At 70.9% G+C, this 15,764-nt stretch carries 13 protein-coding genes; 1 reads left to right on the top strand and 12 read right to left on the bottom strand.

Annotated elements, in window-relative coordinates; all coding sequences use genetic code 11:
* Positions 1 to 329: 329 nt before the first annotated feature.
* Positions 330 to 3,248: a preprotein translocase subunit SecA gene (secA, locus tag LXN57_RS20905; protein ID WP_251799849.1), complete on the bottom strand. Its 2,919-nt coding sequence runs from the start codon at positions 3,246 to 3,248 to the stop codon at positions 330 to 332.
* Positions 3,249 to 3,419: 171 nt separating this feature from the next.
* Here secA and LXN57_RS20900 point away from each other — a divergent pair, with 171 nt between their 5' ends.
* Complete coding sequence (locus LXN57_RS20900) at positions 3,420 to 4,526, top strand: GNAT family N-acetyltransferase (protein WP_251799871.1); 1,107 nt, start codon at positions 3,420 to 3,422, stop codon at positions 4,524 to 4,526.
* 23 nt (positions 4,527 to 4,549) lie between these two features.
* Here LXN57_RS20900 and hpf read toward each other — a convergent pair whose 3' ends face one another.
* The 11 genes from hpf to LXN57_RS20845 all read right to left on the bottom strand — a co-directional run bounded on the left by hpf (position 4,550) and on the right by LXN57_RS20845 (position 15,736).
* Entirely contained in the window at positions 4,550 to 5,170 is a 621-nt protein-coding gene (hpf, locus tag LXN57_RS20895) for a ribosome hibernation-promoting factor, HPF/YfiA family (RefSeq protein WP_251799848.1), read from the bottom strand.
* Between the two features lie 255 nt (positions 5,171 to 5,425).
* A complete protein-coding gene (locus LXN57_RS20890; protein ID WP_251799870.1) occupies positions 5,426 to 6,235 on the bottom strand; it encodes a ComF family protein in 810 nt (269 codons plus the stop codon).
* Between the two features lie 13 nt (positions 6,236 to 6,248).
* Positions 6,249 to 8,063 carry an LpqB family beta-propeller domain-containing protein gene (locus tag LXN57_RS20885; protein WP_251799847.1) on the bottom strand — a complete coding sequence of 605 codons (1,815 nt, stop codon included), beginning with the start codon at positions 8,061 to 8,063 and terminating at the stop codon, positions 6,249 to 6,251.
* Positions 8,063 to 9,706 (bottom strand): MtrAB system histidine kinase MtrB, encoded by a 1,644-nt coding sequence (mtrB, locus tag LXN57_RS20880; protein WP_251799869.1) that lies wholly within the window; start codon positions 9,704 to 9,706, stop codon positions 8,063 to 8,065. Before mtrB ends, LXN57_RS20885 begins: the two co-directional genes overlap by 1 nt.
* Positions 9,707 to 9,780: 74 nt before the next feature.
* Positions 9,781 to 10,470: an MtrAB system response regulator MtrA gene (mtrA, locus tag LXN57_RS20875; protein ID WP_221376640.1), complete on the bottom strand. Its 690-nt coding sequence runs from the start codon at positions 10,468 to 10,470 to the stop codon at positions 9,781 to 9,783.
* Between the two features lie 152 nt (positions 10,471 to 10,622).
* Positions 10,623 to 10,826, bottom strand: coding sequence for a DUF397 domain-containing protein (locus LXN57_RS20870; RefSeq protein ID WP_251799846.1), 204 nt, complete (start codon positions 10,824 to 10,826; stop codon positions 10,623 to 10,625).
* Between the two features lie 41 nt (positions 10,827 to 10,867).
* Complete coding sequence (locus LXN57_RS20865; RefSeq protein ID WP_251799845.1) at positions 10,868 to 11,728, bottom strand: DUF5753 domain-containing protein; 861 nt, start codon at positions 11,726 to 11,728, stop codon at positions 10,868 to 10,870.
* 410 nt (positions 11,729 to 12,138) lie between these two features.
* Positions 12,139 to 13,326 (bottom strand): mannose-6-phosphate isomerase, class I, encoded by a 1,188-nt coding sequence (manA, locus tag LXN57_RS20860; protein WP_251799844.1) that lies wholly within the window; start codon positions 13,324 to 13,326, stop codon positions 12,139 to 12,141.
* Between the two features lie 10 nt (positions 13,327 to 13,336).
* Positions 13,337 to 14,275 (bottom strand): cation diffusion facilitator family transporter, encoded by a 939-nt coding sequence (locus LXN57_RS20855; RefSeq protein ID WP_251799843.1) that lies wholly within the window; start codon positions 14,273 to 14,275, stop codon positions 13,337 to 13,339.
* Between the two features lie 34 nt (positions 14,276 to 14,309).
* Positions 14,310 to 15,536, bottom strand: coding sequence for an SIS domain-containing protein (locus LXN57_RS20850; RefSeq protein ID WP_251799842.1), 1,227 nt, complete (start codon positions 15,534 to 15,536; stop codon positions 14,310 to 14,312).
* On the bottom strand, positions 15,536 to 15,736 hold the full coding sequence (locus LXN57_RS20845) for a Trm112 family protein (protein ID WP_251799841.1): 201 nt from the start codon (positions 15,734 to 15,736) through the stop codon (positions 15,536 to 15,538). Before LXN57_RS20845 ends, LXN57_RS20850 begins: the two co-directional genes overlap by 1 nt.
* Positions 15,737 to 15,764 lie beyond the last annotated feature (28 nt).

Raw genomic sequence — 15,764 nt, 5'->3', positions numbered from 1 at the left:
CCTCAGCAGGCGACCGCCGGCGCCCGATCAACGCCGGTGCCGCGGCGACCGGCCGCGACGGCTGCGGTTGCGGCTGCGACGGCGGCTGCGACGGCGGCTGCGACGGCGGCTGCGGCTGCGGCTGCCGCTGGAAACGACGGCGACGGCGGCTGCGTACGGCGACAGCTGCGTACGGCGACAGCTGCGTACGGCGACAGCTGCGTACGGCGACAGCTGCGTACGGCGACAGCTGCGTACGGCAGCAGCTGCGGCGAATCCAGCTGCGGCGGCTGGAACGACGGCGGCTGCCGCTGCGGGAAACACGGCGGCTATTGCCGTTGAAGGGTTGGTCAGGCTGCTCCGGGAGCTCCGTGGCAGCGCTTGTACTTCTTGCCGGAGCCGCAGTAGCACGGCGCGTTGCGGGACGGGCCGTTCGACTCGGTGGCCGGCTGGGACTGGCGGCGGCCGGTGGTGTGGGCCGGGCCGGCCGGAAGCGGGGAGCCGCCGGGGCCGATGCCCAGCGCGGGCGCCTGCTGTTGCTGCTGCGCCGGCTGGATCACCGGGGAGCCCTCGCCGGCCTCGCCGTCGATGGCGGGCGCGGTGTATTGCAGGTTCTGCGGGCGACGGCTGCCGCCCAGGCCCTTGGCCCGCACCTCGACGCGGTCGGAGTCGGTCGTGTTCTCGCCGGCCTCGGTCATCACGCCGCCGGCCGGCAGGGGCACCGCCTTGCTGGGGTCGACGGTCACCGTGGGCTGCTCCTCGACCTGGACCTCCAGGTTGAACAGGAACCCGACCGCCTCCTCCTTGATGCCCTCCATCATCTGGTTGAACATGTCGAAGCCCTCGCGCTGGTATTCGACCACCGGGTCACGCTGGGCGTACGCCCGCAGGTTGATGCCTTCCTGCAGGTAGTCCATCTCGTAGAGGTGCTCGCGCCACTTGCGGTCGATAACGCTGAGCAGCACCTGACGCTCGAGCTCGCGCAGAGCCTCCGGCCCGAGCTCCTCCTCGCGTGTCCGGTAGGCCGCCAGCGCGTCCTCCCTCAGCTGCGCCGAGAGGAACTCCTGGTCGACCGCCTGACGGTCGCCGCCCGACTCCTCGATCAGGTCGTCGATGGTGATCGAGACGGGGTAGAGCCGCTTCAGGTTGGCCCACAGCTGGTCGAGGTCCCAGTCCTCGGCGTAGCCGTCGGTGGTCGCGGCGACGACGAAGTCGTGGACCACGTCGTCGATCATGTGCTCGACCTGGTCGTGCATGTCCTCGCCGTCGAGCACGCGCTTGCGCTCGGCGTAGATGACCTGGCGCTGCTTGTTGAGCACCTCGTCGTACTTGAGGACGTTCTTGCGGATCTCGGCGTTCTGGCCCTCGATCTGGGTCTGGGCCGACCGGATCTGCCGGGTCACCATCTTGGACTCGATGGGCACGTCGTCGGGGATGTTGAACCGCTCCATGACGGCCTCGACGGCGCCCGCGCGGAACCGCTTCATCAGGTCGTCCTGCAGCGAGAGGTAGAACCGGGACTCGCCCGGGTCGCCCTGCCGGCCGGAACGACCGCGGAGCTGGTTGTCGATCCGGCGGGAGTCGTGCCGCTCGGTGCCGAGAACGTAGAGGCCACCGGCCGACGTGACGTCGGACGCCTCCTCCTCGCAGGCTTCCTTCCACACCGGCAGGACCTCTTCGAGCGCCTTCGCGTACTCGTCGGGGTTCTCGACCGGGTCGAGGCCACGCTGGTGCAGCTCGTTGGCCGCGAGGAACTCGGGGTTGCCGCCGAGCAGGATGTCGGTGCCGCGGCCGGCCATGTTGGTGGCCACCGTGACGCCGCCCTTGCGGCCGGCCTGCGCGATGATCGTCGCTTCCTGAGCGTGGAACTTCGCGTTCAGCACGCTGTGCGGGATGCCGCGGCGGCGCAGCAACGTCGAGAGGATCTCGGAGTTCTCGACCGAGACCGTGCCGACGAGGACGGGCTGGCCGGTGGCGTGCCGCTCGGCGATGTCCTCGATGACGGCCTCGAACTTGGCTTTCTCGGTCTTGTAGATGACGTCGGGGTGGTCGATGCGGATCATCGGCCGGTGGGTCGGGATGGACACGACGCCGACCTTGTAGACGCTGTTGAACTCGCCGGCCTCGGTCTGCGCCGTACCGGTCATGCCGCCGAGCTTGTCGTACAGCCGGAAGTAGTTCTGGAGCGTGATGGTGGCCAGGGTCTGGTTCTCCTGCTTGACCTCGACGCCCTCTTTGGCCTCGATGGCCTGGTGCATGCCCTCGTTGTAGCGACGGCCGTGCAGGATGCGACCGGTGAACTCGTCGACGATGAGGACCTCGCCGTTGTCGTCGACGATGTAGTCCTTGTCGCGCTTGTAGAGCTCCTTGGCCTTGATGGCGTTGTTCAGGTAGCCGACCAGCGGGGTGTTCACCGACTCGTAGAGGTTGTCGATGCCAAGCCGGTCCTCGACCTTGGCCACGCCGCGCTCGGTGATCGCGATGGTGCGCTTGGCCTCGTCGACGTCGTAGTCGGCCTCGCCCTCCTTGCCGCGCTGGAGGCGGCCGACCAGCGCGGCGAACTCGCCGTACCAGCGGGCCGAGTGCTCGGCCGGGCCGGAGATGATCAGCGGGGTGCGGGCCTCGTCGATCAGGATCGAGTCGACCTCGTCGACGATCGCGAAGTTGTGGCCGCGCTGCACCAGCTCGTCCTTCGACCACGCCATGTTGTCGCGCAGGTAGTCGAAGCCGAACTCGTTGTTGGTGCCGTACGTGATGTCGCACATGTACGCGGCGCGGTGATCGGCGGCGGGCCGGTTGGGCAGGATCACCCCGACGGTGAGGCCGAGGAACACGTGCACCCGGCCGACCCACTCGGCGTCGCGCTGGGCGAGGTAGTCGTTGACCGTGATGATGTGTACGCCCTTGCCGCTCAACGCGTTGAGGTAGGCCGGGAACACGCCGGTCAGGGTCTTGCCCTCACCGGTCTTCATCTCGGGGATGTTGCCGAAGTGCAGGGCGGCGCCACCCATCAGCTGGACGTCGTACGCCCGCTGACCGAGAACGCGCTTGGCGCCCTCGCGGGCGACGGCGAACGCCTCCGGCAACAGCGAGTCCAGCGACTCGCCGTCGGCGACCCTCTCCTGGAACTGCTGGGTGCACTCGCGCAACTCGTCATCGGTGAGGTCGACGTAGTCGTCCTCGATCGAGTTGACCGCGTCTGCGATCGCCTTGAGCCGGCGCACCATGCGGCCTTCGCCGGCACGTAGGACCTTTTCCAAAATCGACACGGGTCAGCGCTCCCCTAGACAGTCTGCCGAACCATCGTAGGCACCCCTCGGCCGGAGCTGTGACCCGAGCCTCGGGTTAACCGCACAAACGGTGGGAAACTTCGCATCAAGTTCGCTCAGAGCGGAGCCATTCCGGCAGGATAGGCCGGGAGAACGAGAGAGGGCGAGACCATAGCGAAGATCAACGGCACCGGCGTACGCCTTCGGGCGTTTCGCGCCGACGACGCCGACGCGCTGGCCGCCGGATTCGACGATCCGCTCTCGCGGCGCTTCCTGCCGCCGCTGCCGTCGCCGTACACGGTCGCGCACGCCGAGCGCTACCTCGCCGAGCACGTCGTGGCCACCTCGGCCGAGGGCGGCGCGCTCTACGCCATCGCCGATCCGGAGACCGACGAGCTGCTCGGCGGCATCGGCGTCGACAAGGTGGTGCCGCTCCGCCGGCAGGCCGAGGTCGGCTACTGGGTCGGACCGTGGGCGCGGCGGCGCGGCGTGGCCACGGCGGCGCTGCGGGCGCTGAGCACGCATGCGCTGGGCCACGGCCTGGAGCGGCTCGAGCTGCTCACCCACCTGGACAACCCGGTCAGCCAGCGGGTCGCCATGGCCGCTGCCTTCCGGCGCGAGGGGCTGCGCCGCGGCGCTCAGCCCGGTCGCGACGGCGCCCGGGACGACATGGTGGTCTTCACCCGCCTCGCCGGCGACCCGGAGGCGCCCGAGCCGCGGCTGCTGCCGGATCTGCCCGGCGGTGAGCTCTCCGACGGCGTGGTGCGCCTGCGGCCGCTCGGGCCGGGCGACTACGACTTCCTCACCGCACTGCTCAATCTGCCCGAGGTGGTCGCCACGAGCGTGCCGCCGGACCCGCCGACCGCGGAGCGGATCCGTAGGCGGTGCGACCGGGCCGAGACGCAGTGGCTCGGCGGCACACGCGCCGACCTGGTGATTGAGGACGCGGTCACCGGCGAGCCGGTCGGCGACATCGGGCTCTTCTACGACGACCCGTTCACGCAACAGGCCATGATCGGCTACAGCATGATGCCGGCGTACCGCGGACGAGGTCTTCCGACCCGGGCCGCCCAGTTGCTGTCGCTGTGGGTCTTCGCCGAGACCGACGTGGCGCGGCTGATCGCCGGTGCGGCGCCGGACAACGTGGCCTCGCAGCGCGTGCTCGAGAAGGCGGGATTCCACCGGGAGGCATATTTGCGCGCGCGGCTGCCCGGCCCGGACGGGAAGCGGGCCGACGACGTGCAGTACGTCCTCCTCGCCGAGGACCTCCTGGACTGAAGGCCCTCGGCTGATTCGGGTGACTAGCCCGTGGTTCCGAGCGACAGGATGCCGTAGTCGTAGCCACGCCGACGGTAGACGACGCTGGGGCGACCGCTGTCCTTGTCGAGGAACAGGTAGAAGTCGTGGCCGACGAGCTCCATCTGGAAGAGGGCGTCGTCGACGGTCATGGGATCAGCGGGATGTTCCTTCTCCCGCACGATGCGCCACGGCAGGTCCTCGTCGTGTTCCGCGAGGGCGGTGGCGACCGTCGAGGTCTCCTCGGCCGTTTGGGCCAGGCTCAGATCGGTGGGCAGACCGGCGGTGGCCGCTGCGACCGAGAGGGGCGCGTGACGCCCTCGGTGCACCCGGCGGCGGTCGGCGGAACGCCGCAGCCTGCCGTCGAGTTTGGTGATGGCGCAGTCCAGGGCTGCGTAGAAGTCTTTCGCGCAGGCCTCGGCTCGAATGACCGGGCCCTTCGTCACGACGGTGATCTCAACTCGCTGGCAGATGTCGGACTGGCGCGGATTGCGCTCGTGAAACAGTTCGACGTCGGCCCGGATCAGCTTCTGGTCGTAACGCTCGACCTTGCTCAGCTTGTCGGCGACGTGTTCCCGATAGTGGTCGGGAACCTCTACGTTGCGGCCCTTGACGACAATGTCCACTCGTGACCTCCCCCAACGTTTCTGTCTTGCAGGCGCCCGATCGACGGGGTGCCGGGGGCGCCGAACTGCGACGCGGTGGTGATGATGCGGTGGTGAATTCTGCGCGATGACGCCGTGGTCGACCTGGAGGTCAACTCACCGTGCGTGACCAATCGCGAAGGGGACGACTCCTTTCCGGTGCGGCGGATCGCGGACGCGCTGCGCCTGAAGGATGGAGCGGGTCGAGACGGATCTCATACCCTCGTCACCAAGACGCTAACGTGCCGATGCTCCCGCGTCACCCCTCGTTCGGGATACCAGATGCCCGAGGTTCACCTTTTCTGTGCCGTCAGGCGGGAAACCGGCGAAACCGGAAGTAGACGTTCCGCGGAGTTGTGTCGCGGCCAACACCGCAGCCCCATCGACCTGCATCTTTGCCTCCTCGAGCCGGCGTGTCACCGCGGCCAGCGTGGCTCCGGTGGTGACGATGTCATCGACTACCACCAGCGTGCCTTTCCGGGGCGCGGTGCGCCGCGGAACGCCGATTCGGGCCCGCCGAATTCGCAGCGAATCCTCAGCTGCGGCGCGCCGACCGGCCACGCTCAGTGACGTAGAGTCGGGACGTGGTAACGCTTCGAGCTGAGGACTGATATCAGCCTCCCAACCGGCGGCGCGTAACCGCCGCACGGTGTGTGCGGCCAGACGCAGCATGTGATCGCCGTGCCTCTCGCGCGCCGCGGCGGCCGTCGACGGCACGGGCACGAGCGTCACCGGCCGGCCCTTCGGCGCGAGCCGGGTCACCGCCACGGCCAGCAGGCTGCCCAGTGGCTGGGCGAGCCGATGCCGGCCCTTCTCCTTGTAGGCCAGCAGGGCGCCGCGCATCGGGCCCTCGTACGCCCCCACCGCCACACATGCGGGCAGCCCGGACGACACCGGCTCCGGCGCCCGCCGGAAGGGCCGCAACGCCTCCAGCCCGGCGGCACAGGCCGCGCACACGCCGTACCGCAGGGGCACCCGCTCGGCCTCGCAGCCGGCGCACGGGGCCGGCAGCACCAGATCGGCTAGATCGCCCAGCAGGCCGGCCATGCGCACGTCCGGCTCAGTCGAGGAAGAACGGGGCGGTCGGGACGGCGTCGGACTGGGCTGGCACCGGCGGGCCGGCCAGACGCGACGAGGTGATCCTGTCCGGCGCGCTCAGCACGTCCCACGCCTCGCCGCCCGCCACGTACGACTCCGACGAGGAACGCTCGGTGCCGTTCACCGGATTGGAGGGGTACGCCGACAGGAACGTCACCCGCTCGGCGCCGATGTCGTCGAGCCGGACCGTGGAGAGCGCCCCGTCGACGGTCACGTCGAGCACCGCGTAGCGGTTGTCGCGCCGGGCGCCGGCCACCACCAGGTAGTCCTCGCTGCTCCAGGCGACCGCGGTCACGACCTTGAGGGTGGGCGGCAGAACCTGTTCGGGCAGGCCCAGCGTGATGCCGTCGCCGCTGGTGTTGAGCGCCGCGCGATAGAGCCGCCCGCCGCTGACCACGGCCACCCGGTGCCCGTCGGGCGCCACCGAGAGCGCGGTGACCGGGCCGGGATCGCCCTGCCACTCGACCCGCTGGGCCCGCGAGCCGGCGCCCCCGAACGCGTAGACGTGGCCGTTCATCGTGATCAGCCCGATCGTCCGGGTGGACTCGCCGCCGGCGGGCAGCTGGGCCCAGACCGGGGTGCCGAGCCGGCCGGAGAGCCCGACCACCTCGGTGATGTCGGCCTGCTCGCCCAGCGGGGCGTCGGCCACCCGCAGCCTTCGCTGCCCCTCGGGGCCGGTCACCACCGCGATGTAGGCCCGGGTCGGCGACGCGCTGATCGCGGCCGAGGCGATGTCGCGGTTGGCCGCCGGCTTGATCACCGGCACGTCCTCGTCGGCCCTCGGCGAGCCCTTCAGCCGCCGGATGCCGCCGCCGAGGATCGCGAACCGCTCCGGGTCCTCGTCGAGGCGGTACGCCCGGTTGCTCTCGAAGAATTCACCGTCGGTGACGGGCACCGGCTCGTTGCGGCCGATGGCGATCGAGATCGTGCGCGGCACCGGCTGCATCGACCACTGCAACTGGCGGCGCAGCCGGTCGAGGGCCTCCGGGTCGGCGCCCTGCGGGACGGCCTTGTCGTTGAGCCTGATCTCCAGCGTGTCGTTGGTGATCGCCGGGACGTTGTCGGCGGCCTGGGTGCCCGTGGGCAGGCTGTTGACGGCGTCGCTGAGCCAGGGCGCGGGCGCGCCGGTGAGCCAGCCGAGGATGGTCGTCGGCTGCTGCACGGTGGGCACGCTGCGCGGCATGTAGCGCAAGTCGGGCACGAGCGCGGTGTTCTCGTTGTTCCACCAGTAGATCGTGCGGCGCTGGTAGAACAGGTTGAGCGTCTCGTCGGTCATCAGCATGGCCTGCGGAGCGTTCAGCACGAACAGCCCGTCCTCGCCCGCGATCTCGCCGATGCGCAGCTTGTACCGGGTGGGGGACGACGTGGTGTCGGCCGGCTGGAGCACACCGTTGGCCCGCAGCGTGCCGACGACCTGCACGATGAACGTGATCTCGGAGTCGCCCGGCGAGTAGAGCGGCCGTTCCGTCTCGCGGATGACCTTGATGTCGTTGCCGGTCGGGAACCGGTTGGCCAGTTCGGGAGCCTGGAACGCCTTGACCCGGTTGAGCGCCGTCTCCGGGTCGCCGGCCGCCGCCTCCAGATAGTTGTCAGCGAACTCTTCCAGGTCGGTGGTGTCCTGACGGGCGTACTGGACGGGCGGGCTGCCGTCGTCGTCGACCGACACGCCGCTGGGCGGGCCGTCGCCGAGGATCGTCACGTCGCTTTCGGCCGGGATGCCGCAGCCACCGGCCAGCATCGTGGCCACCACCGCGACCGTGCATAGCAGGCGCCTCATCAGACCACCTCCGCCTTCACTGCCTCGGCCGCCGCACCTTCGGGCGACGGCAGCGCCGGGGCCCGGTCGCGCGGGATCAACGGGAGCGGCGCGGCCAGCAGCCTGTCGCCGGAACGCACCGGCAGGGTCAGCCGGAACTGGGCGCCCTCGCCGGGCGCGCCCCAGGCCTCGAGCCAGCCGCCGTGCAGACGCGCGTCCTCGGCGCTGATCGACAGGCCGAGGCCGGTGCCGCCCGTCTGCCGCGCCCGGGACGGGTCGGCCCGCCAGAACCGGTTGAAGACCAGGCGTTCCTCGCCCGGCTTGAGACCGATGCCGTGGTCGCGCACGGTGACCGCCACCGCCGCGTCGTCGCAGGCCAGGGTGACCTGCACCGGCTTGGCCTCGCCGTGCTCGACCGCGTTGCCGACCAGGTTGCGCAGCACCCGCTCGACCCGGCGGGGATCGACCTCGGCGATGACCGGCGTGTCGGGCAGGCGGAGCTCGATCTCGACCCCCACCCGCTCGGCCAGGCCGGTCAGCCCGTCGGCGACCCGCTCGACGATCGGGACCAGGTCGGTGTGCTCGGCGTCGAGGGCGGCGAACCCGGCGTCGAAGCGGCTGATCTCGAGCAGGTCGGTCAGCAGGCTCTCGAACCGGTCGAGTTCGGCCTGGAGCAGCTCGGCGCTGCGGGCCACCGCCGGGTCGAACTCGTCGCGCTCGGCGAAGATCAGGTCGGCCGCCATGCGGACGGTGGTCAGCGGCGTACGCAACTCGTGGGACACGTCGGAGGTGAACCGGCGCTGGAGGCGGGACAGCTCTTCCAGCCGCACGATCTGGCGCTGGAGGTTGGCCGCCATCTGGTTGAACGACGCCGCGAGCAGGGCCAGGTCGTCCTCGCCGTCGACCTTCATACGCTGGTCGAGCAGGCCGGCGCTGAGCCGCTGGGCCGTGCGGGCGGCGACCCGGACGGGGGTCACGACCAGCCGGGTGACCAGGCCGGCGATCACCCCGAGCATGATGACCAGGGCCAGACCGGTGGCCAGCACGGTCGTGCGGATCTGGTTGGCCGCGCTGTCCTCAGTGGTCAGCGGCACCATGTAATAGAGCTCGACATGGCCGAAGCTGGTGGGCACAGGCGAGCCGGTGACCAGGTATTTCGTGGTGTGCCCGTTGACCCGGGCGGTGACGATCTGGTTGGCCACCTTGCCGTCGTCGGAGACCCGGCGCACCAGGTCGGCGGTGATCAGCTCCTCGGTGGGGACGTTGGGCGAGGTGATCGACGGCAGCTCCGGATTCTGGCCGGCCCGCATCGACACCACCGAGCCGCCGGACTCGGCCGGGTCGCCGTCGGCCAGCTGACCGACGATCGTGGTGAAGGTGTACGGCAGCCGCGGATCGCGCGCCTGCGGGTGCACGGTGAGCTGCTGTTCCGCGTACCCGACCTTGTTGCGCATCGAGACCTGGACCTCGTCCTGGGCCCGGCTGAGCAGGATCTTGGCGCTGCGGTCGGCGATGAACCAGCCGAACGCGGCGACCAGCAGACTGGACGCGACCAGGGTGAGCGTGACGACCCGCAGCTGCAGCGAGCGGCGCCAGGCGCGGTGGGCCGGGGAGGCCCAGACCGAGAACCGGCGCACGAGGACACGCCAGTAACGCCGCACCACCCGCAGGATGCGGCGGACCGGAAGCGGAAGCCAGGCCGGAGCGCGCACGCGGCAAGGTTAGCCGCTCGCGCTGCCTATCCGGTGCCGGCCTTGTACCCGACCCCCCGGACGGTCAGGATGATCTCCGGCCGTTCCGGATCCGGCTCGATCTTGGCGCGCAGCCGCTGCACGTGGACGTTGACCAACCGGGTGTCGGCGGCGTGCCGGTAACCCCACACCTGCTCGAGGAGCACCTCGCGGGTGAAGACCTGACGCGGCTTGCGGGCCAGCGCCACCAGCAGGTCGAACTCGAGCGGGGTGAGCTTGACCTCCTCGCTGTCGCGGGCGACGGTGTGCGCCGGCACGTCGATGGTGATCTGGTTGCCGGGCGGGCCGATGGTCAGCATCTCGGGCGCCGCGTCCTCGCCCCGCCGCAGCCGGGCGCGCATGCGGGCCACCAGCTCCTTGGGCTTGAACGGCTTGACCACGTAGTCGTCGGCGCCGGACTCGAGGCCGAGGACCACGTCGACCGTGTCGCTCTTGGCGGTCAGCATGACGATCGGAATGCCGGACTCGGCGCGGATCGCCCGGGCCACGTCGATCCCGCTCATGCCGGGCAGCATCAGGTCGAGCAGCACGATGTCGGGCCGATTTTCCCGGAAAGCGGCCAGAGCGCGTTCCCCGTCGGCCACGAAGGAAGGCAGGAAGCCCTCGCTCCGCAGGACGATGCCGAGCATCTCGGCCAGCGCTGGATCGTCATCGACGACGAGTACCCGGGCTCTCATGCGGTCCAATATTGCACTGTCCTCCCGAACCCCACGTACCCCGGGGGCGATCTTGCGTAAAACAAGTCTCAGCCTAAGGGACCGGAAGTCGGGATACATGCGGCAGGCCGGACGAAAAGGGCGGCCCCGGCAGGAGGCCGCCCTTTCGTGGGTCAGGTGCGGGGCCGGTCGAACTCCCCGTCCCGCACGCCGTCGATGAACCCGGCCCAATCGGTGTCGCCGAACGCGAGCACCGGGCCGGCGACGTCCTTCGAGTCGCGCATCAGCACGGTCGACGGAACGGTCGCGACCTCGACGCAGTGGCCGGCGGCTCCGCTTCGAGTGCTCTTGCGCCAGGTGAGAGTGGCGTCCTGCATCGTGGGTCCCCTTCCAGGAGGTTGTGCGCCTCCATTTCAGCTCACGATGCGGTCTGAAGGCGGAGCGCTTCCTCCCTTTCAGCGATGGCCGTTCGGCTCATCTCTGCCGACATCGCGCGTTCCCGCAGGTCGGAGAGGGCGTCGCGGTAGACGTCGACATCGGCCGGCTTCACCCGGAAGAGACCACCCGTGAGGTCCTCGCTGTGCACGACCGAGGCCCGCGTGCCCGCCTCGAACTCGAGAACCATGAACGGCTCGGTCATGCCCGCGTGGGCGCCGGCGGTGAACGGGAGCACCAGGAGCTCGACGCCGGGGCGCTCGCTCGCCTCGATCAGCCGGGCCAGCTGGCGGCGCAGCACCTCGGGGCCGCCGACCTGGCGGTGGAGCACGGCCTCGTCGAGAACGATGCGCAGGACCGGGGTGGGGTCGCGGGTCAGCACAGCCTGGCGGGCCATGCGCAGCGCGAGGCGGCGCTGGATGGTCTCGGCGGCGCCGACATCGGCCCCGACCTCGATCACGGCGCGCGCGTACTCGTCGGTCTGGAGCAGGCCGGGGACGACCTGCGGCTCCCACTCGCTGATGAGCACGGCCTCGGCCTCGAGGGCGACATATTCGTCGTACGGGTCGGGGACCGAGGAGCGGTAGGGCGTCCACCAGGCGCGGGCGCGGCCCCGGCGGGCCAGCTCACGGAGGCGGTCACGGTCTTCCACGCGTACGCCGTACGAGGTGAGAAGACGGTCGAGGTCGGGCTCCGTGATGCCGGTGTGCGCCGTCTCGATGCGGCTCAGCTTCGACTCGGACCAGCCCAGCGCGGTGGCGACGTCGGCCGCCCGGCGGTCGGCACGAAGACGGCGCAGCTCGTTCCCGAGCTCGCGTCGTGCGGTCGACGTCGCCCTAGCCACGAGAACACCATAACGGTGCACCCGTCGCTGTCTGCAACTTGCACCCCACCCTATGCACTTGCATGCAGGTCAGAGGTCGTGCCGTAATGGAAACGGACCACGGGCTCGGGGTGGCGGCAAACACCACCGACCCGGAAAACGGGGCCCGCCCGCACCCTTGCGGACGGGCCCCGGCCCATGCCTGACCCACCCCGGCGGCGACATAGCGAACGGGACGGCGGGCCTGGACCCACCGCCCCGTTCATCCCCCCGGTTTGGTACCGCGCGCGCCCGTGGGACCCCCCGATCACCAATGACGCTGCGTGTTTATAGATTCACACTCCGCACACGTACCTGTCAAGCAAATCCGGAAATTTCCTGTTTTGGAGGGGTTGTGCGCAGTCAGCCGGCGCGCAGAAGCAGCCAGTGGATCAGGCGGGGACGGCAGCCACGAACGCCTGGCCGGTGCCGGCGACCTTGATGGCGCCGGCGTCGGCCGAGGCGTAGGCGGCCCTGCCGGGCGTCAGCTCGACGGGGGTGCCGTCGACGCTCTCACCCACGAAGACGTCGCCCGCCGTGGCCAGGATGATGCGCGGGCCCGTGGCGGGCACCTCGACGGGCGGACGGGCGCCGTCGAGCTCGACCCGCAGCAGCTGGAAGTCGGGAATCGGCACCTGCCAGGTGGAGACGCCCGGGGCGACCTCGGCGCTGCGCAGGATCGGGTCGTCGAGGACCTCGAAGCGCAGCACGTTGAGCAGCTCGTCCACGTCGACCCGCTTGGGCGTCAGGCCCCCGCGCAGCACGTTGTCGCTGGCCGCCATCAGCTCGACGCCGGCGCCCCGCAGGTAGGCGTGCAGGTTGCCGGCGGGCATCCAGATCGCCTCGCCCGGAGCCAGGCGCACGTGGTTGAGCAGCAGCGCCACCAGCACGCCGGGATCGCCCGGATAGTGCTGAGCCAGATCGGCGGCCAGCGCCAGCGAGGCCGCCTGCGGGTGGTGGCTTCCGGCTCGCTGGGCTGTCGCCGCGACCACGCCGCCCAGCTGGTCACGGTCGTCCGCGGGCCACGTCAGGAGGCTCCGCACGGCGGTGCGCAGGTCGCCGCCACGCAGCGCCTCGACCACCGGGGCCAGCGACGCGAGGCCGAACGCGTCCAGCGCCTCGGCCGCGGCGACGGGCTCACGGAAGCCGCACAGCGCCTCGAACGGCGTGATCGCCACCAGCATCTCGGGCTTGTGGTTGGCGTCCGTGTAGTTCCTGGGCAGGCTGGAATCGGCCTCCTGCCGGGCGTACGCCCGCTTCGCGTACTCCAGGTCGGGGTGCGCCTGCAGCGACAGCGGCGCAGCCGCCGCCAGCACCTTGAGCAGGAAGGGCAGGCGCGGCCCGAACGCCTCGAGCACCGGCTCGCCCAGCTGACCCTTGGGGTCGCCCGCGATGAGCGCCTCCAGGCTGACCGGCCCGTCCTTGGCGGCGACGGTGGCCGGGTCGCCTGGGTGGGCGCCCAGCCACAGTTCAGCCTCCGGCTCGTCGGTCGGGGCGGGCCGGCCCTGAAGCTCGGCGATGAGGTTGCGGGAGCCCCAGGCGTACGGGCGGACGACCCCGGTCAGCGGAAGAACGCTCATGCCCGTGAAACTACCCGGGCGTGACCGTGGACTCCGCCGGACGGTAGATGTCCGGCTCGATGTAGATCACTCGGGCGATCGGCACCGCCTCGCGGATGCGGATCTCGGTCTCGTCGATATGGCGGGCCACCTCGTCGGCCCGCTCCGAACCCGGCACGGCGATCTTGACAGCGACCAGGAGCTCCTCGGGCCCCAGGTGCAGCGTCTTCATGTGGATGATCCGCTCGATGCCCTCGCCGGCCAGCACGGCCGCCTCGATGCGCCGGGTGGCCTCGGGGTCGGCGCCCTCGCCCAGTAGCAGGCTCTTCGTCTCGACCGCCAGGATCGCCGCGATGCCGACCAGCAGCAGGCCGATGGCCGCGGTGCCCACGCCGTCCCAGACGCCGTTTCCGGTGATCAGGGTCAGCACCACACCGAAGAACGCGAAGATCAGGCCGAGCAGCGCGCCCGAGTCCTCGAGCAGCACCACAGGCAGCTCGGGCGCCTTGGCCCGGCGTACGAAGTCGACCCAGGACGTGTCGCCCCGGGTGTGGTTGGACTCCCTGATCGCCGTCCGGAACGAATAGCTCTCGAGTCCGATCGCGAACAGCAGCACGACGATCGGCACCCACTGCCAGCTCTCGATGGGATGCGGCTCACTGATCTTGTGCCAGGCCTCGTAGAGCGCGAACAGACCACCCAGGCTGAACAGCACGATCGAGACGATGAACGCGTAGATGTAGCGCTCACGCCCGTATCCGAACGGGTGTTCCGGGGTGGCCTGCTTCTTCGCCCGCCTGCCCCCGAGCAGCAGCAGAAGCTGGTTGCCGGAGTCGGCGACCGAGTGGATCGACTCCGCCAGCATGGACGACGAGCTGGTCAGCAACCAGGCCACGAACTTGGTGGCGGCGATGCCCACGTTCGCGACCAGCGCCGCGACGATCGCCCTGGTACCACCTTCAGCACTCATACCCCTACCCCGCAGTGACGTCCGCCGGAAGCGGTCACTGCATTCCCTCGGGCAACGGGTTTGAAAGCTCCTTCATCTCACTGATCGCGGGCACGGCCATCGGGTCGAGCCCGTGCGCGAGGGCGAGGTAGAGCGAGGCGAAGTCCGGCACCGCGGTGAGCGAGGCGAGCCGCTCGATCGCGGAGCCACCCTCGGCGGTGAGCACGTCGCAGCGCACGCCCCGGCGCTCGGCCAGCGTCTGCACCGCGTCGGCCCGGCGCTCCTCGACGGCGACCGGCTCGTCCGCGTCCTCCTCGGGGTTGAGCCCGCCGTCGCGGAACAGCACGAGGCGCAGACGGGTCGCGGAGGTCTCTTCCGTGTCGGAGTCGGCGAAGATGTCGCGGGACGACTCGGCGAGCCCGCCGAACACGCCGTCGAGCAGGCCCACCCGGCCCCGGCCGGCCTCGCCCAGCGCGCCCGCCATCACCGGGTAGCGGGCGTTCGCGGCGAGCGTGTCGGCGAAGCGACGGGCGGCCACGGTGGCCAGCGGCGACGAACCCCAGACGATCGGGATCGAGCCGGCCAGACTCAGCGCCAGCGCCTTCGCCGGGTTGACAAACGAGTCGGCGCCGGGACGGCAGCGCTCGGCGTCGGCGTCGAGCCGGGTCGCGGTCTCGGCCAGGTCGGCTTCGTTGACCTTGACCAGGCCGATCGCACGGGCGGCCAGCAGCACCGGCACGGCGAGCCCCCACAGGCTTGCCCGGGCGGGCGCGCGGCGGGGCACCGCGAAGAACGGCGCGCGGGCCCGGGCGGCCATCGCCTCGAGCTCGGAATCGGGGTTGCCCACGGCGACCAGGCGGGCGCCGCGACGGGCCGCCGCCTCGGCCGCGGCCAGCGCCTCGGGACTGCGGCCGGAGGCGGAGACAGCGATGACCACGTCGGCAGCGCCGACCCAGCCGGGCAGGCCGGGGCTGCGGTGGCCGATGATCGGCACCGGACAGCGCGGGCCGGCCACAGTCGACAGGATGCTGCCGGTGAGGCCGGCCGTGCCGATGCCGGCGACGACAACGGCCCGGGGCCGGCCCTCGTCGGCCAGCATGCTGAGGTCGGTCTCGGCGGCCAGCGCAGCCGCCTCACGCACCTGGGCGCCGGCCGACGCCGTGGCCCGCAGCATGCCGCCCGGGTCGTTGGCCAGCATCGACTTCTCGTCGTCGAGCAGGGACTCGTCGGCGTGCCGGTGCCCGGCGACGCCGGGCACGCCACCCTCGAGCGGGCCCGCCATCAGGCCACCCCGCCCGGGCCGGAGCCGTTGCCGGGCAGACGCGCTTCGTCGAGCAACAGCACCGGGATGTCGTCGCGGATGTCGAAGATGCGCCCGCACTCGGTGCAGGTGAGGGTCTGCGCGTCGGCGTCGTGGGTGAGCGGCGCGTGATGCGTGTCCGGGCAGGCCAGAATGTCCAACAGCTGGGGATCGAGGGCCACCGCGCGGCTCCTTCTAGATATGCGGGCG

This window comes from Paractinoplanes hotanensis (assembly GCF_023717965.1).
In the GTDB taxonomy this organism is placed as follows: domain Bacteria; phylum Actinomycetota; class Actinomycetes; order Mycobacteriales; family Micromonosporaceae; genus Actinoplanes; species Actinoplanes polyasparticus.
Note: the sequence above shows the minus strand (reverse complement) of the source record. Positions and strands in the feature narration are given on the sequence as shown.